Source organism: Lachnoclostridium sp. An138, from assembly GCF_002160765.1.
In the GTDB taxonomy this organism is placed as follows: domain Bacteria; phylum Bacillota; class Clostridia; order Lachnospirales; family Lachnospiraceae; genus Laedolimicola; species Laedolimicola faecalis.
This window is the reverse complement of sequence record NZ_NFLF01000015.1, coordinates 51,831-75,026: the sequence shown is the minus strand read 5'-3', so window position 1 is coordinate 75,026 and position 23,196 is coordinate 51,831. Positions and strand designations below refer to the sequence as shown.

21 protein-coding genes, 2 pseudogenes and 1 other annotated feature (1 of these 24 cut by a window edge) are annotated in these 23,196 nt (G+C 51.5%); all 23 genes and pseudogenes read right to left on the bottom strand.

The window, feature by feature from the left end:
- Positions 1-31 precede the first annotated feature (31 nt).
- On the bottom strand, positions 32-601 hold the full coding sequence (locus B5E82_RS12805; protein ID WP_087307952.1) for a hypothetical protein: 570 nt from the start codon (positions 599-601) through the stop codon (positions 32-34).
- 14 nt (positions 602-615) lie between these two features.
- The gene (locus B5E82_RS12800) at positions 616-1,575 is read right to left on the bottom strand and encodes an NTF2 fold immunity protein (RefSeq protein WP_087307951.1); all 960 of its coding nucleotides are present in this window, start codon (positions 1,573-1,575) and stop codon (positions 616-618) included.
- Positions 1,576-1,632: 57 nt separating this feature from the next.
- The gene (locus tag B5E82_RS12795) at positions 1,633-1,881 is read right to left on the bottom strand and encodes a hypothetical protein (RefSeq protein ID WP_087291736.1); all 249 of its coding nucleotides are present in this window, start codon (positions 1,879-1,881) and stop codon (positions 1,633-1,635) included.
- A 102-nt stretch (positions 1,882-1,983) separates the two neighbouring features.
- Positions 1,984-2,649: an SMI1/KNR4 family protein gene (locus tag B5E82_RS12790; RefSeq protein WP_242966322.1), complete on the bottom strand. Its 666-nt coding sequence runs from the start codon at positions 2,647-2,649 to the stop codon at positions 1,984-1,986.
- Positions 2,650-2,726: 77 nt separating this feature from the next.
- Positions 2,727-3,641: a hypothetical protein gene (locus tag B5E82_RS12785; protein ID WP_330398370.1), complete on the bottom strand. Its 915-nt coding sequence runs from the start codon at positions 3,639-3,641 to the stop codon at positions 2,727-2,729.
- 320 nt (positions 3,642-3,961) lie between these two features.
- Entirely contained in the window at positions 3,962-4,798 is an 837-nt protein-coding gene (locus B5E82_RS12780; protein ID WP_330398369.1) for an NADAR family protein, read from the bottom strand.
- A 100-nt stretch (positions 4,799-4,898) separates the two neighbouring features.
- Positions 4,899-5,924 carry a hypothetical protein gene (locus B5E82_RS12775; protein ID WP_087307948.1) on the bottom strand — a complete coding sequence of 342 codons (1,026 nt, stop codon included), beginning with the start codon at positions 5,922-5,924 and terminating at the stop codon, positions 4,899-4,901.
- 9 nt (positions 5,925-5,933) lie between these two features.
- Positions 5,934-8,366 (bottom strand): DUF6892 domain-containing protein, encoded by a 2,433-nt coding sequence (locus tag B5E82_RS12770; protein ID WP_087307947.1) that lies wholly within the window; start codon positions 8,364-8,366, stop codon positions 5,934-5,936.
- Between the two features lie 23 nt (positions 8,367-8,389).
- On the bottom strand, positions 8,390-9,064 hold the full coding sequence (locus B5E82_RS12765) for a hypothetical protein (protein ID WP_242966321.1): 675 nt from the start codon (positions 9,062-9,064) through the stop codon (positions 8,390-8,392).
- Positions 9,065-9,083: 19 nt separating this feature from the next.
- Entirely contained in the window at positions 9,084-9,548 is a 465-nt protein-coding gene (locus B5E82_RS12760; protein WP_087307946.1) for a hypothetical protein, read from the bottom strand.
- Positions 9,549-9,572: 24 nt separating this feature from the next.
- Complete coding sequence (locus B5E82_RS12755) at positions 9,573-10,328, bottom strand: hypothetical protein (protein WP_087307945.1); 756 nt, start codon at positions 10,326-10,328, stop codon at positions 9,573-9,575.
- A gap of 21 nt (positions 10,329-10,349) precedes the next feature.
- Entirely contained in the window at positions 10,350-11,006 is a 657-nt protein-coding gene (locus B5E82_RS12750; RefSeq protein WP_008394719.1) for a suppressor of fused domain protein, read from the bottom strand.
- Between the two features lie 84 nt (positions 11,007-11,090).
- A complete protein-coding gene (locus tag B5E82_RS18540) occupies positions 11,091-11,924 on the bottom strand; it encodes a hypothetical protein (protein ID WP_087307944.1) in 834 nt (277 codons plus the stop codon).
- 17 nt (positions 11,925-11,941) lie between these two features.
- A complete protein-coding gene (locus B5E82_RS12740; protein WP_087307943.1) occupies positions 11,942-12,343 on the bottom strand; it encodes a hypothetical protein in 402 nt (133 codons plus the stop codon).
- Between the two features lie 13 nt (positions 12,344-12,356).
- Entirely contained in the window at positions 12,357-13,448 is a 1,092-nt protein-coding gene (locus tag B5E82_RS12735) for an ankyrin repeat domain-containing protein (RefSeq protein ID WP_206415711.1), read from the bottom strand.
- Between the two features lie 18 nt (positions 13,449-13,466).
- A complete protein-coding gene (locus tag B5E82_RS12730; RefSeq protein WP_087307942.1) occupies positions 13,467-14,849 on the bottom strand; it encodes a DUF6138 family protein in 1,383 nt (460 codons plus the stop codon).
- On the bottom strand, positions 14,846-16,321 hold the full coding sequence (locus B5E82_RS12725) for a DUF6138 family protein (protein WP_164488696.1): 1,476 nt from the start codon (positions 16,319-16,321) through the stop codon (positions 14,846-14,848). The genes B5E82_RS12730 and B5E82_RS12725 overlap by 4 nt, the downstream gene beginning before the upstream one ends.
- A gap of 189 nt (positions 16,322-16,510) precedes the next feature.
- A complete protein-coding gene (locus B5E82_RS12720) occupies positions 16,511-17,128 on the bottom strand; it encodes a TetR/AcrR family transcriptional regulator (RefSeq protein ID WP_020225646.1) in 618 nt (205 codons plus the stop codon).
- 239 nt (positions 17,129-17,367) lie between these two features.
- Positions 17,368-17,688: pseudogene (locus B5E82_RS12715) on the bottom strand (relaxase/mobilization nuclease domain-containing protein); the annotation flags it as partial.
- Positions 17,688-18,017, bottom strand: a pseudogene (locus tag B5E82_RS12710) (ParA family protein); the annotation flags it as partial. The pseudogenes B5E82_RS12710 and B5E82_RS12715, both read right to left, overlap by 1 nt.
- Positions 18,018-18,893: 876 nt before the next feature.
- Positions 18,894-19,937, bottom strand: coding sequence for a suppressor of fused domain protein (locus B5E82_RS12700; RefSeq protein ID WP_087307941.1), 1,044 nt, complete (start codon positions 19,935-19,937; stop codon positions 18,894-18,896).
- A 130-nt stretch (positions 19,938-20,067) separates the two neighbouring features.
- Positions 20,068-20,973, bottom strand: a complete 906-nt coding sequence (locus B5E82_RS12695; RefSeq protein WP_140393141.1) for a hypothetical protein — start codon at positions 20,971-20,973, stop codon at positions 20,068-20,070.
- A gap of 400 nt (positions 20,974-21,373) precedes the next feature.
- Positions 21,374-23,062 (bottom strand): carbon starvation CstA family protein, encoded by a 1,689-nt coding sequence (locus B5E82_RS12685; RefSeq protein ID WP_087307938.1) that lies wholly within the window; start codon positions 23,060-23,062, stop codon positions 21,374-21,376.
- A gap of 106 nt (positions 23,063-23,168) precedes the next feature.
- Positions 23,169-23,196 (bottom strand) — a binding site (T-box leader) (it continues 266 nt past the right edge of the window).

Here is a 23,196-nt window from a genome sequence, read left to right as displayed (position 1 = left end):
CCTTTTCCATCTTCGGTAGGGATAGGTTTTACTAATAAGCAGAGCTTGTAATTTCAAAGCTAAAATTCATATCTGCATTTATGGTGGCTTCTTCATTTGTGGCTGGTTGTATCACAAACTCAAATGTAGGTTCATAGTCCCCGTCCTGCAAGGTTTCTCCACCCAAAATCTCGATATGATACCAGCCATTTGCAAGCTCAATCATCGGCTTCTTATGCACTCTATAGTAAGAAATCAGATCTTTCACCTTTTCAGGCGTAAACTGTTCCAATATTGGCCATGTAAAAAGCATCAGCATATTATGAGCTACTTTGAGGGAATAGCCACTTTTTCTAAGCTGCAATCGGTTTCTTTCTTTGCACAGCTCCGGTCTATCACCAGAGAGATTGAACAATATGGTATAGGGATAGTTTTCAATACCGGTCATTGGGATTACAATTCCTTCGGCAAATATCCTGTCGCCGCTTTCGTTTGTGGTAAACTCCATCGCTAAATCATCTGAAAGATGATTTGCCTGCTTCCAGTCCTCCAGCAACAAAATGTCACCAAGGAGAAAATAATTAACAAGATCGTTTAATACTTCCGTAAACCTATATATCATCCGTTATGCCTCCCTTACAATCCTGTCCGTTGCCAGCCGTCCAGCCGCTCCTGCACCGCGTCAATCATCCAACCCTCGCCCACGCGCTTCATGAGAAAGCGGCGGTCAAAGCTGGTATTTTTCTCTCTGGTGTAGATGTAGAGCTTGTTCTTAGTGATCTGTTCCGCGTCAAGGAATTCTTCCCCGTTGTAGGTGCCCTGGGCGCTGTACGAAAGGCCCAGGGGCCGATAGCCCGGACGGGGCTTTTCACTCACATACTTCTCCCAGATCGCCAGCAGGCGGGGTACAGCCTCGGCATCCTCAAACCCGGCCTGCTCCATGTACCGCTCCCATTCAGTCATTTCGGCAAAGAAAGCGGACAACACCCTGCGGCATTCCTCCGCCGCCTGTTCATCCAGCTGGGCGGGCTTTTTCGCCTTCTCCCGCTGAAGCTGAGAGAAGTGTTCCATCTGCTCTTTGGTAAACTGCACATGGGCCACCGGATGGATGTAGTTGTTGCCGGCGACAGCCAGTAGTCCATCATAAGTAACAGCAGTGTGGTCGATCCAGATGTGGGAGAGTTTGGGGATGGAGGCTGCTCGAAGCAGACCGGCATCCTCCAGCCTGGTGTGGTCAAGGGCCAGTAAATCCAGCTTACAGCTTTGCAGGGCGGACAAGCCGCTTCCGTCGATCCCGGAATTCCCGGTCAGCAGCAGATAGCGCAGCTTGGGCATGGCGGAAAAAAAGGGGAAACAGGCGTCGGTGAGGGCGCCGTTCTCCACGCCGAAGTTGACCATACTTTTATGCCCGGCAAAGGGGGCAAGCAGTTCATCCGTCACCGGATACCCTTTCACATGGAAGCCTACCAGGGTGTAACCGGCCAACCGCTCCATGATCTCTGCGGTCAGCTTCGGGACTTCAAATTGTTTCTCTCTATCTAAGGCCAGGACACCGTTTTCCCAATCCGCTGTCCGCGCCCGTTTTGGCCATTCCATAGCTTTCCTCCTTACTCCTGTGCTCAATCTGCTAACATTTCATGGGGAAATCTCTTTTCAAATATCCCAGTCTATGAAATCTTCACGGTTCAATACAAAGTGCTGATACAGGCACTTCAAATTTTCTTGTTCATCCCGTGAGAGCTTCGCCCCGTTTTCATACTGTAAAGTGTCGGCATACAGGATAAAGCCATCCACTTTTCCTGATGAAGCCCGAAACTCACCGTTTCCAATAATGGCAACATCGCCACATACAAATGTAACCGTAGAAGAAGTGGTATGGATTTTCATAATTGCTTTGATCATGACTTCCTCCCAAAATCACATCATTGTGTACTTTGCTTATTTGGATTGTCTTTAGCGGGCTCCAATGCCGATGAATCGCACCTGCACAACGCAGCTTCGACCTTACAGATTGCGGATATATGCTTGATCTTCCAGAAACTTTTCCAACGAAATCTGCTGCTTTTCGTACATCAATCCCCAGCGGTCAAGAGAGTTTTCCAGCGGGGCGGTTCCGGTATCAAGACCGGAATAGATCAAGAGCGGCAGTTCTTTCAGCCTGTCTTTTGTCTGCTGAAAGCTGCTGTCGCCAAAATGCTGTTTTAGAAACACCAGAGCCTTTTTGGTGTCGGAAATCCCGGTTACAATCAGGCGGATGTAGTGATAGGGATATGCTGTTTCATATTCCTGCGTTTTGGGTACATCCAAAACGCTTTCGAGAAAATCTTCCAAACAATCAAAGGCAGGCTGAAAGTCCCAAGTTCCGGCGCCATGTTCTGCCCAGAACACGGCTGTATCGTTCCGTCGCAGGTCCAGGCAGTATGGATCACCAGCATCAGACGCAATCACCACAAGATGCTCGTCCCAATCTTTAATTACCTTTTGTTCCACAGGATTATAGGCGTATCCCTCCTGGCCCTTCACAAGGGTATCCAGTCCCCACAGTTCCAGGGCCTCATAGGTATCATTGCTCCACACGGTTCGCAGTCCACAGCAGCGCTCCAACAGCATCCAATAGTCTGCCGGAAGTTCCCAGCGTCTGCGGATCTGGCTCTTATACTGCTCGGACACGGCTTGCTCCATCGCAGGTATATCAATTTGCCTTAATAGCTCGTCCAATAATTGCTCCAATCGGCTTTTCATCAATATCACCTCTCATTTTCGGGTGATACCATTCTCCACCCGGATGTCTGCACCCGGATAACGGGACGGAAAAAGTCATAGTCATTGTGAATCTCGTTATCTTCCCGAACCTCCGGTTTACAGTGAGGGGAACAGGGTAAATATCCAAGCAAAGGACCCATGCCACCGCAGACATTGCAGCCACCGTCACCGCCGCAGGTGGTCAATGTTTTCCCGTCTACCAACTCTCGCTTATAGGGGTCGTAGGCAATAGACAGGCCAAAGAAGTTAGCCTGCTCCATGTCGTATGGCTTACCCTGATCTTCCTCGCTTTCAAAGTGGTGCAGATGCATGGAGTAGTCCAGTCCATCCCCCCAGGGAAACAGGGTGCGGCATCCGCCCCCGCACAGATAGGCCCACTCATCCGGCGTGGGAAGGCTGGCTGCCACCTCCCACAACAGGAATCGCTGAAACTCTGCGTAGGTCATGGGATGGCACAGCCACGCTCGCCAGCTATCACCATTGCGTTCAAAGCGGACAGTTTCATGTATCTCAAAACTCTGGCTGTTCTGGCCCGCCCACTTCTGCAAGTTCTCCAGCCAGTCGGGGTGGGCGGTGATGCGAGGGTCGTTCATGGGTACGCTTTCCCAGCCGATCTCCTCCAGTTTTCTGCCTACGAACATGGGGCCGATGGTCACCTGGCGTACTGGGGTCATGCCCTGCCGGAGAAATTCCTCCACAGAGCCCTCATATTCGATTTCCGCAAAAATACCCGCCAGTTCCTCTTGGTTGGCCTTGTCCATCCCTTGGGCAAAGCTCTCCCAGCCAAGAATCACGGTATCACCTGGGACAAAGACAAACTCCCGGCCACCTTTTTCAAACAGGCCGGTGGTGCAGCTTTGTCCCCAGCGGGAAAAGGCGTATAGTTCTTTGAATGTCAAATTATAACGAGTCGCCAGCGTCTGCATCAGCCAGAGCTTATCTGACAGTTTTAATGTATCAAATTGTGGGCGAAATAAATTCTCGTTCATAACAAGACCTCTTTCAATTTGCTCCGGCAGACTGTGATTCCTTTTCCACAAGGCGAACCGCCTCCGTCAACAGCTTGGGAAGCTGATTTGTTTCTGTCGTTTCATACTGCTGGACTGGATTCGCCCAATCGAAGTTATGAATCCTCCAGTTCAAAGAACAGGCAGGACAGCCCTTCCTCATTGTCCAGCTCCCAAGTCATTCTTTTTGCAAATAATTCCATCATTTTACCTCAGACTGCGTTCCAGTCGCACAACATTTCATTCTGCGTGACCCGGCGCAGTTCGTCCCGTACCTCCATTAGAGCAAAACCCAGCAGGTTTTGCCCCCGCCACTTCATCGGGTCCTGCGCCTCGGGGGAGCTGGCTGCGAGACGAATACCCCAGATGTTATCATAGGGACTGGCCTCCACCAGCACACCATCTCCGGTGGAGAGAAGAAATTCACGCAGGTCGCGGTTCTGGCTGAATTTGCACCAGTTGCCATTCAATACAATGGCGTATTTGAACTTGTCCCATACCTTCTGATCAAAACCCCGCACCTTGCGGCCCAGGGCCTTGATCTGTTTAGGGTCACTACACTTCAATATCTGCTCCTGGATTTCACTATCGCCAAAGAGCTCCGCCTTGGCCGCCATCATATACTGCTCCATACAAAGATAGGTATTGGCAATGGACCAGAAATCCTCCATCCACCACTGGCTGAGGCAGCTTTTTGTCAGCTGGCCGTCCTCGGAAGGCTGATGGCCCCAGAATAAGCAAAATTCCCGCTTTCTCCCAGCGGCAAACTCCTGCTGGAGCCACTGCCGGGTGTATTTAGGGATTCCTTCCGGCTGCCACGCATTCACCCAGAAGTCCCCATGTTCCAGCACTTCGCTGCTATCTTCATCATCCCACCAGCCCTTCCAGGTCACCGGCTCGGGAAAGAGGGTGCGGTATTCTGTCCGCTCATCCGGGGAGAGGGTGTCCAGCCAATCGCCAAATCGGTATATGTAATCCTCCCCGTAGCCCATGCGCCAGCCAATAGAGTATCGCTCGATCTCCCGGTGGGCCAGCCAAGGGGGAGGCATTATTTTCTTTTCCTGTAATGCCATATCATTTTCCCTCGTCTCACAGCAATTAAATTCTTCTTTTCCTACTTTTTTTGAAAAACACACTCAGCCCTCATAACTACTCCAAGGTCATTTCACAAAGAACCAGCTTATCTTTCTCATCGCTGAGAAATGCCCGATTTCCCCATACATCCAACACATGGAAGGAAGCGTATCCATGGGGCATGGCAAGGTCGATCAGCACCAGATCCGAAAGGCGCAGCACCTTTTGTTTACCCTTCCAGTCATCATTCTTAAAAATGGGAGATAGGATCAGGCAAGTCCTGTCACCGGAGAATTTTCCGCGCATCCCGTGTTTTCCGGGCAGGCGGCTTAAATTATCTTTGCCCCACAGTTTCTTTTTGAATAGTCCGTTTTCCTCCAGTTCCAGATACCAATAGTAGCCCATGAGAGAAAGACCCGCCGGATTGATGGTGCTGCTTTCCAAAAAGGCATAAAACTGTCCATTCTGTTCCAGTATGGAGCCAATCATAGGATAGTTGTAGTGAAAGTCTGCCTGGGCAAAATTTCCGCCAGCACGCTCTACAGCCGCCAAATGGGTCTGTCGGGTTCCTGCTTTGCTGTATACGCAAGAGCCGCTTTCTGCCCAGTGTGCAGTCATGGTTTCAAAGTCTACCGTCAGGCTGGTAAAACTGTTGGTCGCATCAGCGGAGTTGTCCACTCGGCACACAATAGGGAAAACGCCCTGGCTTCCGGTGACTGCCACCGGCTTGGGAATACCCTGGGCACACCAGTTATCCATGGGGATCGGAATCCACTCTCCATCCATCTGCGGCATCCACCAAAGGGATTTACTGGCCGGGCAAACCAACAGTATTCCTCTGTCGCATGAAAGCAAGACAGGATCTTCCCAAACATCTTGCTGCTCTTTCGGCTCCGGGCTGGGAATCCACCTGGAAACTTCGTCTTTGACCCACAAAACGCCGCTGCACTTTTGCGCGAAATGATAGGTCCAAAACACAATTTCATCTTCGCTGCGGGCTACCATACCTTTGCATCCAGTCGGGCTGTATTTGAAGGAAGTTCCCGTCAGTTCAAATTCCTCGAACTCCCAGTTCTTTATCACATTTAGTTTCGCTTTCATACTTTCACCTCACAGCAAGTCTACCTTGATACCGCACCGTTCCAGAACCGGCAGTACCTGTTCCGGCTTGGAGGACATGAGGGTAATATGTTTGAGATTGGGGAACTGGCGCAGTTCCGCCTCAGTAATGGTATTAAGATCAAAGGCTCCATCCTCGCCATCCCAGAACGGACAGAGCTGGGTATAAATCTCGCTGCCGCCATCCATCTCGATTTCTGTGACCTCCGGGGCCAACCGCTCCGGGACCGGGTATTTCTCCAGCCACTTCCGAATCTCTGGGATGGGTTCATACCCTTCCGCGTCAATGTCGATCTTGCGTCGGCTATACTCTCTGGCAAACTCATGGGCATCCAGTTTAGGAGCCAGTAAGCCTTTCTCGTACATCAGGACTTCCATGACCGCCAGCTTGAAGTTGAAGCTGGTAAAGGTGAGCACTGGTTCAGTCGGCTTGGATAACTTGTATTTCTGCGCTTTCGCTGCCTTTTGCTCTGGCTCTTTCCAGCTGATCTGCACCATGGCGGAGAGGGCCTCCAGCTTTGCTTTTTGCGCGGACTGCTCCTCTGGAACAGGCCCCGGCAAGCGGGTATAAACGGTAAAGCCGCCTAATTTGAGGGTATGGGCAAATCCGGCGAAATCCTTCCAGCTGGCCTCCCGGTAGTCCTTGGACCCGATCCAAACCACTCCGTCAAATGTCTGCCGGACCGCATACTCTCCCTGTGCCGCTACCCGGACACCAAGGGTTTTAATGGTCTGTTCATCTTCATCTAACCAGCCCTGGAGTCCAAGCTCGTCCCACAGAGCAAGGGCCTGGGTATAGGGACTCTCTCGGCCTGTAATGGGGCTTTTTCGTGTTCCATTTTGCAGGACAATGTGGGCAGGCCCCAACTTTTCCGCCAGCTGCGACAGGGTAAACGGCGGCGTAAATACCGACCCCAGGATGGTCAGGCTGTCTTTTTTGAGAATGATTTTTCGCTCCGTGGCCTTGGACGGTAGAAAGATGGGCAGATTCGGGTACACTTCTTTGTACTCCCGCCATTCCAGCTTTTTGGGCTTGTTTGCCGTCCGAAGGAAGCCCCAGAGGTCGATGGGATAACGAAATACCGGCCCAACCCTATCCCGCCGGGTGACGATGACCACCGTGCCATCGGTGAGTATTCCAATGTGCTGCATTTTCTCCCCACCGAACATTTCCGGACGGATACGCAGCACTTCACGGGTGTTCCTATTGATGAGCTGGGCAAAGTCATCGGAGAGGATCTCACCGTTCCCCTGCACCAGCAGCCAGTCTCCGGTAAACCAGCGAAGTTTCAGCCCCTCGCCCATTCCGGGCAGCGGGGCAATGCGGCACCGCCCGGTGTCCATGTCCAGTTCCAGCAGGCATTCTTCCATCCGCCCCTTGCCACTGACTGCGTGGATCATGGTAATGCGGCCTGTGCCGGGAACGGAAACGGCCTCGGAGAGATGGTCGTATCCATCCAGAGAGAAGGTGTGTTTTGTTACCTTGCCGTTTTCCCAGCGGTAAATCTGCCCCTTGTACCACTCGTTGGAAAAGTAGACCCGGCCCAGCCCGTCTGTCACGATGCCGCAATGGTATTTGGTGCTCCATCCATCTTCCGGCAGGGGCCAGTTTTTCACATCCTGACAGGTGCCCCGGTCTGTCAGTTCGATCCGTGTGGCGTTGGTGGGATCGCCCACCCAGAGGGAATGGTCAGCCCAGCACAGGGTCCGGGGCGGACCGTCATATCCAATGGGGGACGGCTCGAACCAGTTGAGGGTAGCCGGATTCTTGCTCAGTAATGCCCGCCCAATAGTCCCGCTGCCAGCGGCTCTGGACGCGGCATAGAGTCCATTTTCTGCGGAATAAGTGAGGCACCCAAGGTGCGGCAAACTGTGGGCGCGGGTCACCTGGGGCGGACGCTGGCGCAGATCGGCCACACAGCCGTTTTTCCATTCTTCTGCATCCTGGTTTTTCCATTCGCCCGCCGCAAAATCACCCGCCAGAGAGTTGAAGAAATAATCGTACTCATCCTGAAGTATGTATTCCTCGCAGGGCATCAGCTTTCCAGGGTCCTGCGCCTTGGCATGGTCGCCCCATTTTCGCCCTTGCTGTTTCATCAGGTGGCAATATTGCCCCTGCTTTTTGCAGTAGCGTTCCCATTCGTTGCGTTCTTCTTCTGGGATCAAGGCAAACAGATACTCGTCCTCATCGTCCAGGTTATACAACGCCCAGCCGAAGGCAGAGAGTTCCTGCCCCAAGGCCGCCGCTCCTTTTTCATGGGGCAATTTCATATATTGGATGCCGATGGCGTCAAAGCGTTCATCCAGCAGCGCCGGGACCTGTGCGCCCCATTTCCCTCGAAGTTCCGCCAGAGTGTCCTGTACGGCTCCGTCAAATTTTAGAATGTCCAGCGCATCGGATATGATTTGTGCCCAGTCTGGCATGAAAGTACCCCCTTTTTAGTGCCTCAAAGTTTGCTGCTCAGCCGCTTGACTGGCGCAGACATTACATCTGAAAAATGCTTACACAGAATCTCTGTGAATAAGGTCATTGCAAGAAACGGCTTGAGATTACCTGCTGCAATCTCAAAATATTGAGAATAGCCCCAATCCAACTCATCTTCTCCGCACCAAAAGTTGAGAAGTTCTGCCCCCAGATCCATCCGCTGACTGGATAGGGATTTCCATGGAATCTGTGACCGCAGATACTCCTGAACCTCTCTGAGCTGTTCTGCGGCAATGCGCTGATGGGCATAATCCCACACATTCTTAAAATAGGTATCCAGTTCTACATAGCCAGAAAAGATGATGCCGCAATCAATCTTGGAAAATATCTCCACCATACAGAGGATGCGCCGCCGGTGAAAAGCCTCCATTTCCCGTTCCAAGGCCTCAGCCTGAATCATTTCGTGTTTCTCTCTACAGGCATAGGCTTTATTTTCTGGTACCTGGAACGCTTCATCTACTTTCTTGGCTATGGTAAACATCTGGATTTCATCGGCATTCTTGCGCTTGCGCAGGTCATCCCAACTGCCTCGCTCCCATTTATCCTCTTTTGAATAACAAGCAGAGCATATCGCCTGTGCCGGGTCAATTTCTCTCGTCAAACAGTAAGGACAAAGAATTTTCGCATTCTCACACAATCTGATCGGCTCCTTTATATTATTCCATGTCCGCTTCTATTTCTTCCGCTTCCGACAAGCCATATACATCCGTTGGCGTATCCCCTGAAAACTCAACCATAAGTCCAAATGGCTCCCCCACAGGAAGGGTACAAATCTCAAAGTGCAGGCCCCATTCTGTCTCATCATAAAACAGAAATTGCGGCTGCTCGGCGGGAATCTCCGTTTCAGGGAATGGAGCGCGCTGCAATCCAAACTTCTCAGGGCTTTTACCAATCTGCGCCTGAATCTCATGCTCCGCTTTTGAAAGATACTCCCGCCAGTTTTGAAGCACAGAACGGATAAAATCCAGGTTTGCCGACCGGAGTTCAGATGTGTTCAAAATAATGGAAAACAGGATCTCTGTGTCTGCGATTCTTCCAGTCCAGCAGTGGATGGTCCCTGGTCCTTTCTGAAAGGTCAGTGTTCCCAATCCCAAATCGGAATGTTCAAAAAACTGTTCCATATCATTCTTCCCCCAATCCCCAGGTTACAGCGACAGCCATGTGGTCAAAGCACTAATTTCCTCCCGCAGCAATGCGGATTTCCCAGCGGCGGCAAAGGCTTTTTGGACACCGCCATAGCGCCGCTCGGAGCGATCCGCCAGCTGGAGCGCGGCTGCCTCCAGATTGGGAATCGCCATCACAGCATCTGCCAGCGCCTGGGCGGAGAGTTTATCCCCGATCAGAGAGGCGGCAAAGTAGCGCAAATGGCTGTGAGAGAGGGCGGACAAATCGTTTAGTTTATGCAGCTCATAGAGTTTCAGGGCATAAAGGGAAGGAAGCCCATCCAGAGCCGGTAGTTCCTGCACAGCTGGGAGTGACTGGAGATAGAGTTTCTGAAGCCGGGTCGCCGGAGTCAGGAAAGGGGTGAGATCTTCCGTTTTCCGCATTTCCTCCAAATGGAGATAGGTAATGCTGGTGAGAAGTGGGGTGATGTCGCCATTCTTTTCCCCACGCAGGTGGAGAACACGCAGACCGGGGAGAGAAACATTGTCCCAGGAAACAGGGGCCGACAGCCATAGGGACAGTGTATGAAGCTGCTTTAGCTCGGAGAGAACTTCTACACCCTCACACTTTTCCATTAGGGTTAGTTCCTCCAGATTGGGATAATCTCGCAGGAAGGACAGATTCACCCTCCGCTCTCCCGTCACAGACAGACACCGCACCGCATCTGGTTTTAGTCCATTCAGATCAATCTTTTCTCCGCCGCGCCAGAAAACTGCGGTGCAGTATGCCTGTTCCATTTTGCTTCTCTCCTTATTCTGCTAATGTGATTCAAAATTAGTATCCGGTCTTTGGAAATATACAACATGGTCTACATCTTCCATGTATTCCAGCATTTCATCTGTACTATGTTGAATCTTGTATTCCAGTTCGTTCTCTGTCAGAGGAATCACCTGATAAAAACCGACCCAACTTCCATCTGAGAGCTTACAGACGGCAGCACCCTCCGGCGCATCCTGTACGCCTAAAAGAACACACCCTGCCAGTAATGTATTATCTGCGTATGGTGTTCCGTTTTGAATAGAATGCCCATAGCCCAGCCAAGTGCTTTCTATGATTGGAAACCTTGCTAAATAGCGAAGCAACTCTACTGGCCAATTTTCTTGGCTTTCCTTACTTTCAGGGTTCCACTCAGGCGGAAGGCACATCATCAGTTCTATCCGAGAGGGAAGGCCATCCTCTTGGTATTCACTTGGGATCTTCATCGAAAACGCACCCATGCCTGTGGTTACCAAAGTATAATAGTTGTGTTCCTCATGGGGCGGAATGATGGAGACATCAACATGAATATCTTCGCTGAAAAACTCATGAACCACTGTTGTGGCTTTTCCAAAATATTTTTCGATATGGTTGTCCAATCGTTCAAGTTCATCGGGACTATATAACGCAGGATTCTCCAAATACTTTCCAGTAATCATTGATCACACACCTTACTTCTTTTCTCGGCTTACATTATCAACACCAATAATCGTCAAATTCTTACCAAAACAGTCCTATTGTACTCATGCCAGTTCCGCATCCAGAATCTGCACCTGTTTTCCTTTATCATTCACATAGTAAAGTGCAATGTAGTCAATACCGTCCCGTTTGACCTGCTCCCAGGGCATCCGCTCACCGTTAACCAGTTCCACGGTATCAGCCTCATCTACCTCGAAGTCCTCTTTTTCATCCTCATAGTCGATATTGTAGCCCAGTTCCAGCACCAACTTAGAGGCAGGGATCTCATACCGCTGGAGGGGGCGATGCGCCAGCTGGGCTGGATTGTGTTCATCGCAGAACATATTATCATAACCATGCTGCCCACCGTCGAAGATGACGAACTTCTCGCCGCTCTTTGGGTCGCGGGCTGCCACCAGTCCGGGGGCCTCGCCTCTATCTATGATATAGGATTGGGACTCCCCTTTCACTGTGAGCAAATCTCCGTAATACCACACTTCCAGCAGTTCATTTCCGGCAGAGGAGCAGAGGGTCACGGTGGGCAGGCGCTTTTGTTCCCGTTCTTTGACATGGCCCTCCAGCCAGGTAGGGATTAGGGGAAAGGAATCCCGTTTCTTCTTTTTTCGTGGTGATGCCTGTGCATCGTTCCACGGCTCCATATCCAAGCTGATGATCCATCCGCTATAATCGCTGTACTTCATTGTGGTGTGTGCCCGGATATAATCCTCCCCCCAGAGGGCCACATCCGCCTTACTATACCAGGTAGTCTGCGTTACACCATCCTCATTGGTAACATCGCAGCAGAGGTAATCTTCTGCTTTCCCGTTTCTCAACGCTATCATACGAAGAATTTCGGTATCTTCCGGGGTGACTTCATGAAAGTTCAATTTTAATGCCATAGGGGAGCCTCCCTGTATTAAAAGGTGTCGTAGCCAACCTTCGGACTTGGCACGAACTGCTCGTCAAAGGACACATTGAGATAGAGTTCCCCAGCCGGAGAGTCCCCAGTATCATAGCAGAGGGAAAATGTCCCGTAGCAGCCGGACTTGTCTATCGTAATGTCGGTCAGGGCCAGACCGGGGATGTCCTCATCATCGGGGAATTCTTTCTGTAAGATCTCATGGGCCTGCCGGTCCAGCTCATCCAGTTCCTGAATCAACCGCTCCCAGAAGGGCATTGCCAGAACCTCTGCCTCGGTATAATCACTGCAGTTGATATGCAGTTCCTTCCCCGCCCGGTGCGCCGTAAGGTAGACCCCGCAGCTCATTACCTCCCAGTTGTCCGCATTCCATAAAGATAAGAGTTGCTCTTTTGTCATTTGTGTTCTCTCCTTATTCCTCAAACTCGCCCTCAATCATCCCGTTCAGATATCGGCCGGGATCTGCGATGAAGTCATCCCATTTGGCCAGAGGGTGGAATTCCTCATGCTCAATATCCAGATACCATAGCTTCTTGTCCCTGGGGCTCCACAGCAGCAGATAGTCGCTGTAGTTGTCCATCTGCACCATGAGGGAGAGCAGCTTCTTCCGTTTCCAGGTCATCTCCTGCACATCCATGAAAGAGTAGAGCTCCGCCCACTTCACCCATTCCTGATCCGGGAACTCCAGCCGCAGGGGGCCGGTCTTCAAGTATTCCACCAGCTTGGCGGGCAGCTTGTAGGGCATGAGCTGCCGGATCTTTTCCTGTTCGTTATGCCATTCCTCCGGCTCCAGCGCTTTTAAGTAGGCGGACATTTCCTGATTTTTGTTCTGTACTGCCACGGTGTAGGGCCGGTCACCGTATTTATCCGGGATGGTGATGTCTGCACCCTGTTCCACAAGCCAGCGCACCATAGAAAAATCGTTGTGCCGTGCAGCTTCAGTGACAGGAGTCGAAGCGTAGGGAAACACCATATCTGGCTTGTGATAGTTGATGTCCGCCCCGTTTTGAATCAGATACTCCACCAGCAGCTGATTTCCATGGCTCGCCATACTGCGCAGGGCTTCACCGCCGTATTGTTTCAAATCCATGCCCATCCTTTTCAAAATGGGGAGTACATTAGGCTCATCCCGATCCACCAAGTGGAGAAACAGCCTGCATATATCCCTTTGCGTTGCGGGGATTCTGACTCCCACATCTACCAAAAAGGAAAACAGGGTCAGGTCTTGACTGCGCAGGGAACCACAAAGCAATTCTTCCGGGTTATGGGTCAAATCTGCTCCGCATTCGATCAGGAGCTGTACCATGTCCATCCGATTTTCCAGTACAGCCAATTCCAGCGGAGAGGCTTCGTCATCCCGCGGCCAATCTCCAATCATTACATGATAGCATTGTGGCTCATTGGGAGAATGCCCTGCGTGAAGCAGGGAACGAATCGCCTCTATGTCACCACTTTTGATGGCAGCCATCATGGGAGGTACATTTGAATAGCTTACTTCACTCATCCGAGTCCTCCTTATAGTCTATTGAAAAATTTCCTGATACCTTTCTCTCAGTTCCTTCGGAGCCGTCTTAATGACCTTGCTGCCGCCGTTTTCAGAGGCTTGCCCCCAGATGGCCCAGAGCAGGCTCTGCCAAGCGATGGCCCGGAATTTCGGGTCTTCGTTTTCTTCCGGCAGGAGATAAGCGGAAAAGCGGCGCTTGACTGCCAGCAGTGCATCCAGGCTTTCCCCATTGGCGATCAGGCTGCGGAATTCTTTGGCAGGCTCCAGCCACTGCATAGATAATGCGCCCCGCACCAATACCCCCAGTGTCCATGGTTGAAACCCAAACTTCCGGATCAAGGCATGAAGGAATTTTCCTTGCAGGGAGGAGTGCTCGTCGTCGCAGAGATCCAGATACTCCGTCACCAGCGGTGCCCACGGTTCTCCCTCCAGCCCCAGGGCAAACACGGCGAAGGTGCCGGGCATCGCACAGGCTTCATCTGCGAGGTTTTGGTACCACTCAAACTCCCGCATAGCCAGACGAGCGTATCGCTCCATAGCCGGATGAAGATTGGGGTGCTGCACAGCACAGGCAAAGAGCTGATTGACTCCCTTTTTGGGCAGGCCGGGAATAGGCAGATAGAGTTTTTCCTTCCCACGGAACTCCACCGAGTAACTGCGGGGAAATCCCTCCTGCTCCAACACCGCACACAGGTAGCCCAGGATTTCAGCATAGCACTCCTCCGTGGAGTCCCTGGCGGTGATGCGGATGGTAGCAAACACATCATTGGCCGATGCGGTGAAATGCTCCGTCTTACGCCGCTGGATGTCCTTTGGCAATTTGCCGCTGCCAGCTGTTTTCAGCTGCTTCACCATATCCGGGCGAAGCTGGGAAACCAGATCAAGGTAGTGTTCGGTTATAACCGTATTATCGCTGGCTCCATACACCGTATAGCAGACCGCCACATAGCAGGTAAAGCGCAGCAGGTTCTCGTCCACATCCTCCGGCCGTAGCTCCGGCCATGCGGTACAGAGTGGGAAAGGCGAAAAGTAGTCCTCATTCTCTCTAATCTCAAAAAACCTCTCCTGCACCTGATGTTTGATGTATTTTCCCAAGGTGTGGCCAATCTCTCTCCAGCCCACCAGCCGCCGCAGGGCATCGCAGAATATAACAGCTTCCTCGTAGGGGAATCCCTTCAAAGGCAGTTTGGACAGATACCGCTCCAGGAGTTGGCTGGGAAGAAAGGGCGTTCCGCTTTGGTTCCGAACGACCACCGGATAGCCGGAATGGTTTTCTTTTGCAGTTCCATCAAACACATCCTGGATGCACTGATCGGCGTGTTCCAGCACTTCGGGGTTCGTATCTGGTTTCTGGATCAAATAGTAACGGCCTTGTACGCCGTCGCGTTTCGGCAAACTCATAGCAGGCCACCACTTCCTTCCTGGTTCTTCGTTATCGGAATAAAAATCTGTCGGTAAAGTTCCTTCAGTTCCTCCGGAGCGGCTTCCACCACTTTCTGACCACCCTTGGCGCTGGCTTTGCCCCAGATCACATAGCAGACCGTTTCCCATGCGTATTGCAGCACTTCCTCCGGGCTGGCTTCTGTTTCCTCGGCGGGTTCCTCGTCCTCGTCATCATCGTCATCCTCGTCGGAGGAAAAACCGCTTGGAACGATCTCGGACAGGTGGATTTTTGCCTCCAGCAGAGCGTCCAGGCTTTCTGCGTTTGCCATCCACGCGGCATAGTCCTTGGAATACTTCATGTTCTGCATGGACAGCACCCCACGGACAAATACAGGGACGGTATCGGCGGTAAATCCGAACTGTTTCACATACTCCCGGAGGAATTTTTCCTGTAAGTGGGAGTGCTCATCATCGCAGAGATCGAGATAATCCCATACCAGCTGCCGCCACTCTTGCCCCAGCATTCCCAGGGCGAACACGGCAAAACTTCCGGGGAGAGCGCACTGCTCATCGCTGAGATTGGTGTACTGCTCATACTGCCGCATGGCAAGCCGGGCGTACCGTTCCATCAGGAGGTGGAGGCCGGGGTACTGCACGGCACAGGCAAAGAGCTGGTTTATTCCCTTTTTGGGCAGTCCTGTGATGGGAAGATAACTCCTTTCCGGCCCTTTGAACTCCACCGCATAGCTGTGGGGAAAATCCTCCTGCGAAAGAACCTCACACAGATAGTCCAGCACTTCATGGCAGCATTCCTCCGTATTGTCCCTGGCAGTAATACGGATCACGGCAAAGGCATCGTTGGCCGATGCGGTGAAGTGCTCTGTTTTCCTCTTTTGCAGAGAGAGCGGCAGCCTGCCGGTCCCGTGTTCCCGGAGCTTTTTCACCATATCCGGACGGACTTTCTCCACCAATCCAAAGAGGTAATTGGCGTCCAGATACTGAAAGTCCAAGCCATACACTTTATAGCTCACCGCCACATAGCAGGCAAAACGCAGCAGCGGCTCCGGGACCTGCTCTGCACGGATGCCTGGTTTCAAGGAATACTCCCGATCCCAGAAGTGGTCATCTTCATTGCCTGTCACGACAAAATACTTCTCCTGCAGCTCCCGTTTCAGCATATCAAGTAAATGGTGGTCAATTTCACCCCACCGGCTCTGGCGGCGCAGGTTTTCGCTGAAGGCGATGGCCTTTTCCGCGTCAAGGGTCTCAGCCCGCTGCGCTTCGGTCCATGTCCGAAGCAGTTGCCACACCTCAAAGGGCGCGCCTTCGCTGCTGACCACTACCGGCGGCCAGAGGGAATCAAGCCGCGTGATTCTCCCGTCAATGGCATCCTGGATACACTGGTCAAAGAGCGGTTGCAGTTCCTCCTGCACCTCGGGCTTCATCCAGTAACAGCGCCCGTCCGCACTATTTCGTTTTGGTAAACTCATATCAGGCCACCTCTTTCCGAACAATAAAAAATGCCCTGCGACACCCTGTCATTTGGACAGGCTGACGCAGGGCGCGAAAAGGCCGCACAGAACCAAAACCTGTATCCCAAGGCTCTGTGTCTGACGATATTCTGCTGTCTTTCCCGTCCGTTTGGACATGGGTACTCATCTCTATCCATTTGCTTTCACCTACCGCACATGCTCTTTTACCCGCTCCATCTCGTCCACCAGAGCCCTGACCTGGAAGTCCACCATATCCTCCGCCACCTCTGGGAATAGAAATGGCATGGTGTCTGGAATGGCTTTGTGTACCATCATCATGCTGAGGGCCAGATTGCCAAACAGCCGGGGATCAATACTGTCCACAGGGAGGCCAAAGATGGAAAGCAGCTTTCCATAAAAAATAATCTGATCCCGCCGGAACGCCTGGAAATTCTCCTCGGAAAGGCAGTGGCGTACTTGCTGCTCCTCCTCAATGGACAAAACGGCAACTCCGCTTTTAGCTCCATAACAGCAGTTTTTCAGAAAGGTTTCCACTCCCGCCCGCCAACTGAGTCCGGGGTCCTCCATTAGGGATCTGGCATAATCCAGCAGCTTGGGCTGTTGGTATCGCAGGGCGTAAAGCACCAGTTCTTCCTTGGATGAGAAAAAACTGTAGAAGAAGGTCTTGGAGATCTCTACTTTTCTGCACAAAACATCAATACTGCTGTGAATCAATCCCCGATCCGCGATACACTGAATCATGGTGGTCATTAGGGCATTCCGCACTTGCACTCTATCTTCTTCAGAATAGGCTTTTCGTGCCATATCTTCCCATCCCCCTATAAAGAACAGAATCATAAAACGGTATTTATATAATAACTGCACAGAAAAAAATATACAACTATATTTTGAAAATTTTTTATGAACTAAATAGCGGCAAGCAATGCTTGTGGCTATCCATTTCGCCACAAACGCTTGTTGAGGGCGCTGCCCCCAAGCCCCTTTGAACACAGGATTTTATCCTGTGGCCACGCGTTCTGCGAACGCTTTTGACTGCGATCAGCTCACCGCTGGTCGTGGTCTTTTTCTTTCTCCTGTTTCTGCTCCTCGTCCATTTTCAGCAGCCGATCCACATTCGCTTTGGCCGTCAAAAGTTCCCTCATTTCTTCGCGGGAACGCCGGTATTCAGCATAGATTTTTTTCTTTTCCTCCAGGAGTTTGGCATAGTCAGTTTGCAATTCTTTGACCTTGGGCAGCTTCTTAACCCCCATATCGTCGAAAGCATTTTTTGCTGCCTGGTGGAGCAGGATTTCTGCTTCATGTTCCTGGCGAAATTTCTTAGAGTAACCAGCCTGTCGATAAGCTACATAGATCTCGCGGGTCTTCGGCTCATAGCGTTCACCAGAGAAACCTCCATGCCGGAAAGCTGGATGTCAGCGGGCATCAGGTCAACGCCTTCCGGGTGATGCAGGATACCCTCGCCGGGGCGCAGCGGTTCGTCCATCAGGATACGGCCCATAGCATCAGAGAGAGTAAAGGGCAGCTTATCCGGCTGAGGGTGGCCCAGGCTGATGGTCAAGCTGCCTTGCGGATCTCCGTCGATCAGCAGCACTTTTCTTCCGGCCTGTGCAAGCCCAATGCCCAGATTCGCACAGGTCGTTGTTTTGCCCACACCGCCTTTCTGATTGGCGATGGCGATGATTTGCGTATTCATCATTTTCACCTCGTTTCACTCTGAGTTTTAGATATGAAAAAAAGCGCCTGCTTTACCTCTCGACTGAGAGATAAAACAGGCACTTTTCTTGCCCCACACATTTCTTGTAATGGGGCACTATGTATGATAGTATACTCAATAAGTGACAGACCAAGTAGATACTCACGCAGCATAATTTGAGTTTGCTCCGAGAGAAATCGAACTCAAAGCACACGCTATTAAGCCTTGATTTTGCTAACATCCTGCCAACAAGAGGGGGTAAAACCCCTTTATTTTGGCTTGATTTTGCTTGTACCAGATTTACACCTGACTTGGAGAAAAGCCTTGATTTCTCTTGGTTTTTTTATACTCGCTTGATAGTGCTTATGTCGCTTGGGGCCATCTCCTAAGCGGTAGGTCGGGTGTTCGAGTCACCTCGGGAACGCCAGCGCACAACGCCCGAAACCCTTGTAAATCAAGGATTTCGGGCTTTTCTTATACCCGGACAGTTTTGAACTTCAGGCCAAAATCATGCTAATTTCTATATGCGTAAATCCCCATTCAGCCATAGATGAATGTCCGGTATCCATCATATTAACCATAATTTTGCCGCCAATCCCCTTGAGTTTACAAGTATTTTGAAAAAGAGACACTCACAATACTTACAGGGCTCTATGACCTGACCGGCAAGCTGAATCATCTCGGTTTCGATACCTTCTTTGTTCAATTCCTCAAATACCCGGTTAATCAGAATGGCGGTATTTCCTCGTCCGTCAGCTCAAAGCAGAACAGGTCAAGATTTTCCCGGATGTGATCAGGCAAGATAGTCTCACGGCTCACAGCATCAGAGAGAGTAAAGGGCAGCTTATCCGGCTGAGGGGGCTCCAGGCTGATTCCCTATTCGATTACTTCCAGCACCTTCCCCTCCTGATCTGTGATGGTTGTGGGTACCAGTTCCACAGTCAAAGGAAGGTTGGACAGCATATAGATACCTGCATGGGCCCCCACTACGCCGGATAACTCCTCCAGGGCATCCTCCGGCAGAGTCAGGACAAGCCTGCCGTCTTCCTCACTGGCAGCGGCCTGCTCTCCTGGACGGAACAATACAGCCTGGCTGGCGCTCTGAAGGAACAGGATGCGGCCCTTTCCTACTCTGGCCCGCAGCATACGAACCAGGGTCTGTATGTGTCCTGTGCCCAGACGGAGGGCGGCATGGCCGTTTTCCAGCTTCGCGCCCAGCTCATCCATATAGAGAAAACTGGTGAAGGAGCCGTCCCGCTCCATCCCATCCTGCCAGGCTGTACGGAAGGCAGGAATCTCCATCATAGAATGCCGGGATAAATCGGTGACACACAGAGGAATTTCTTTCTCCAGTTCTGACAGAAATCTCTCTCCGTTCCAGCACATCATGGCTTCCATTTCATCTCTTGTCAGGCCCACCGCCTGCAAAAACATAAAACGGCCGTTAGGAGTATCCAGCTCTCCCAGTTCCGGGTCGATATGGAATCCCAGAGCGGTAAGACGGGTATCTGTTTCCAGTGCAATCGGGCCGTTGGCATCGATGTGGTGCCCGGGACCGAAAACATTTCCGCTGGAAAACACATACCGGGCAAGATTCTGCAGCAAGCTGACAGGCCAGACGGGAGGCTGTTCTTCATTCCCGCGCTTCAGGCGGAAAGTCAGCTCAAAACCATAGCCGCTCATCTCCGGATCTTCGCTCTCTTTTTCGTAAAGCTCGGTAAAACCGTATGTAATATAATGCCAGTGAGGGATGCCATGACCGCTTTTCCAGATCTCCACACCGTCCAGCGGATCGTTTCCACCCAGGACGTATGGGATAACGGTACCGTAATAGAGCCCCTCCTGATCAGGGTAAAGTTTCTGCACAGCCTCTGCAATGGCATCAAAACCAGTCTGGTTCAGTTCATTTTCACTGCTCATGTAAGTTTCTCCTTTTTCAATTAGTTTTTTCAGCGCCCCCTTAGCGGCCCCGCTAATCTGGGACGGAATCCCGGCGCTGTCATAACGGCAAAAGCCACCAAAACCTGAATAACAGAGTTCAGGCTTTTCTTCAAAGTACCCGGTACGACGTTTCCCGCTCCTCATACTCGGCTTTTCTCTGCTGATAAGCCCGCTCCTGAGCATACTGCTCCATATCATCTTCGGCATAAACCAGATCCCTGTACTCTTTAGAATCATAGAGCCCAAATACAGCTGCGGGAGCCTGTCTGCGCAGGCAGTCTATGGCTTCTTCCAGCTCCTGCCTCGACTTCAGGGAAGTGACCTGTCTCTGCCTGCGGTCATCTACGATCCAGACCTCGTAGATATAGGTCACACGGGTCCGGCCTCCACTATGGGACGTGTGCCGTTCTTCCCGGCTGAACACACCCCGGATACGGGGAATGAAAGAAACTTCATCCCCCAGAACCCATTCCTTTCCAATCCCCATCTTTCCACACCACTGACCATTTTGTTTCAGGTCCTGATCCACCATAGCAAAAAGCTCTTTCACCGGCGGTGCTTCGTCAGGATATGGAAGCTGTCTGCGGATAGACTGGGCCAGAGAGCTCTTCTCCGGAACCAGAGCGTCCCGCAGACTCCGGTAAGCCAGAAAGATCCCCACCGCCGCTGCGCCTCCTCCCAAAAACGGACTGAGCCGATAAACAAGGCGCATCTCCTCATCCAGCCGGGCTGTCTCCTCCGGAAGCGACAGCCCCATGAAAAAGAAGCACAGAAAGACTCCTCCTGCCAGGAAAAAGATCCCGGCCAGGATCAGTCCGCTCAGCCGCCCCCGGGTCCGATGGAGACAGTACCCCTCCTCCGGCCCATCCGGCTGCTGCTTTTTATTCCACCGCATAATGAGTAAAATTACCGGTATGGCAAAGATGCGCAGACTAACTGCCAAAACTATGTAGACCACCACATTCCAGGGCCATTTGAAATAAAAACGTTTTTTTGAAGATTCCTTTGATTCCATGATACCCTCCTCATCTTTATGCTTCCTCATCTCTATCTCTGATTCCTTTTACAAAACAGAAAAACGCCCCAGCGGCATCCTGTCATTTTGACAAGATACCGCTGGGGCGTGAAAAAGCCGCAAGGGAAGAACCGCATCTGCCAGCTGATGCAGTTTCTTCGGCTGCTAAAATAGTTCTGCTGTTTTTTAAAATAACCGGCTGCTGTCCGGGGACTTTGTCCATAACGGCACATCCTTACAGGCATTATTTCTTTTTATTATATCATAAGGCACTCGGCATGGGAAATGTTTTGTCCGTTCCGGCAATTAAGGTTTTGTTAATATTTGAGTCTCTCTGTCTGAACCGGAATTCCGGAGTGCCTGCTGCGGGATGCTTCGCCGAGTTTGACCGGTTTCTCCGTCAGCCGGCCGCTTTCTTCCTCACCAGTTCTTTCCCCGAAGTGACCACGATTGTCACTCCCAGGATCATCAGCAGTACCGCCACGATCAGCTGCAGACCTTCTACCATGAACACACCCGTTCCGGCGGAGAATGCCTGTACCAGAGAAATGGTGCGCTGCACCAGCGCCGTGAAGGTCACGCAGAGCATAATCACAAAGGGCGGTATCAGAGTTCTCAGCTCCCTTCCCGTAATCTTCAGGAATACACACAGAGTAATCAGAACCAGCGCGCTCAGAAGCTGATTGGCGCTTCCGAACAGGGGCCAGATATTGGAGTAGCCCACCTGCGTCAGAATATAACCGAAAATCAAGGTAATCAGCGTCGCAAAATACTTATTGCAGAGAACCTTTCTCCAGCTCTCCGCATGTTCCATATCATCTACGCTGAAAAGCTCCTGGAAGGACATACGTCCGATACGGGCCACGGAATCCAGCGTCGTAAATGCCAGAGCAGACACGCACATGGTCATGAAGCACTGGGCCACATAAACCGGGATGCCGAACATCTCCAGGAAGCCTGCCACGCCGGAGGAGAAAATCTGAAACGGCGTTCCCACCGCCGCGGTGCCATCCGCGCCGGCTGCGGCTCCTGCCACGCAGAGGGCAATGACAGCCAGAAGGCTTTCCAGGACCATGGCCCCATAGCCCACCTTCAGCATATCCTTTTCATTGGAAACCGTCTTGGAAGAGGTACCGGAGGATACCAGGCTGTGGAAACCGGATACCGCTCCGCAGGCCACCGTTACAAACAGAATCGGAAACAGATTTCCCAGGCTCTCATTGTGGAAGCCTGTATATGCGGGAAGATTCATCGTGGGATGCGCAAACACAAGACCCAGAACTGCTCCCGCAATCATTCCTGCGAACATAAAGGTGGACATATAATCTCTGGGCTGCATCAGGAACCACATAGGCAGAACAGCCGCCAGGAAGATAAAAGCAAACGCTATGTAAATCCACATGTCTTTTCCCAGAATTACCGGAAACGACATACCAAATACGAAGGCGAGAATCGTGCAGACCAGTCCAAGCACAATCTCTTTCCAGCCTGTGAATTTCACTTTCTTCTGAATCAGTCCAAACACAGCCGCGAACAGAATGAAGAACAGAGAAATGCTTCCCGCAGCCCCGTTTACTGTGGCATTTTCAGAAAGCGCCGCCACACCGTCTGTCACCACATATGCGTTAAAGGTATCCGCAACCATGTCTGCGAAAGCAGCTATTACGATCAGCGTAAACAGCCAGCAGAATCCGAGGAACAGTTTCCGTCCCGCCTTGCCGATGTATTTTTCGATCAGAAGCCCCATAGACTTTCCATCATTCTTCACGGAAGCATACAGAGCTCCGAAATCCGTCACCGCACCAAAGAATATTCCGCCCAGAAGAATCCACAGCAGCACCGGCAGCCATCCAAAAGCCGCCGCCTGAATTGCTCCGGTCACAGGGCCCGCTCCGGCGATAGAGGAAAACTGATGAGCAAATACCGTCCATCCGTCTGTGGGCACATAATCCTGTCCGTCATTGTGAAGGACTGCGGGTGTCTCCGCCTTGGGATCAATACCCCATTTTTTTGCCAGCCAGCGTCCATACAGCACATATGCCGCAAAAAGGCACACTGCCGCGATCAGTACAATTACCAGTGTGTTCATACATTTCACCCTCCTTTTAATTATAAATCCGGGCTCCGGCTTTTTCCGCCAGCCCGGGCTTCATTGTAAAAAGGACAAAAAAAACGCCCTCCTGCAGATCTCTCTGCAAGAAGACGAAGTATCTTTCCTCCGCG

Coding starts and splice junctions, on each gene's coding strand:
- B5E82_RS12805 (WP_087307952.1), bottom strand. CDS start 601: ATGATATATAGGTTTACGGAAGTATTAAACGATCTTGTTAATTATTTT.
- B5E82_RS12800 (WP_087307951.1), bottom strand. CDS start 1,575: ATGGAATGGCCAAAACGGGCGCGGACAGCGGATTGGGAAAACGGTGTC.
- B5E82_RS12795 (WP_087291736.1), bottom strand. CDS start 1,881: ATGATCAAAGCAATTATGAAAATCCATACCACTTCTTCTACGGTTACA.
- B5E82_RS12780 (WP_330398369.1), bottom strand. CDS start 4,798: ATGCCTCCCCCTTGGCTGGCCCACCGGGAGATCGAGCGATACTCTATT.
- B5E82_RS12775 (WP_087307948.1), bottom strand. CDS start 5,924: ATGAAAGCGAAACTAAATGTGATAAAGAACTGGGAGTTCGAGGAATTT.
- B5E82_RS12770 (WP_087307947.1), bottom strand. CDS start 8,366: ATGCCAGACTGGGCACAAATCATATCCGATGCGCTGGACATTCTAAAA.
- B5E82_RS12760 (WP_087307946.1), bottom strand. CDS start 9,548: ATGGAACAGTTTTTTGAACATTCCGATTTGGGATTGGGAACACTGACC.
- B5E82_RS12755 (WP_087307945.1), bottom strand. CDS start 10,328: ATGGAACAGGCATACTGCACCGCAGTTTTCTGGCGCGGCGGAGAAAAG.
- B5E82_RS12750 (WP_008394719.1), bottom strand. CDS start 11,006: ATGATTACTGGAAAGTATTTGGAGAATCCTGCGTTATATAGTCCCGAT.
- B5E82_RS18540 (WP_087307944.1), bottom strand. CDS start 11,924: ATGGCATTAAAATTGAACTTTCATGAAGTCACCCCGGAAGATACCGAA.
- B5E82_RS12740 (WP_087307943.1), bottom strand. CDS start 12,343: ATGACAAAAGAGCAACTCTTATCTTTATGGAATGCGGACAACTGGGAG.
- B5E82_RS12735 (WP_206415711.1), bottom strand. CDS start 13,448: ATGAGTGAAGTAAGCTATTCAAATGTACCTCCCATGATGGCTGCCATC.
- B5E82_RS12730 (WP_087307942.1), bottom strand. CDS start 14,849: ATGAGTTTGCCGAAACGCGACGGCGTACAAGGCCGTTACTATTTGATC.
- B5E82_RS12725 (WP_164488696.1), bottom strand. CDS start 16,321: ATGAGTTTACCAAAACGAAATAGTGCGGACGGGCGCTGTTACTGGATG.
- B5E82_RS12720 (WP_020225646.1), bottom strand. CDS start 17,128: ATGGCACGAAAAGCCTATTCTGAAGAAGATAGAGTGCAAGTGCGGAAT.
- B5E82_RS12700 (WP_087307941.1), bottom strand. CDS start 19,937: ATGAGCAGTGAAAATGAACTGAACCAGACTGGTTTTGATGCCATTGCA.
- B5E82_RS12695 (WP_140393141.1), bottom strand. CDS start 20,973: ATGGAATCAAAGGAATCTTCAAAAAAACGTTTTTATTTCAAATGGCCC.
- B5E82_RS12685 (WP_087307938.1), bottom strand. CDS start 23,062: ATGAACACACTGGTAATTGTACTGATCGCGGCAGTGTGCCTTTTTGCG.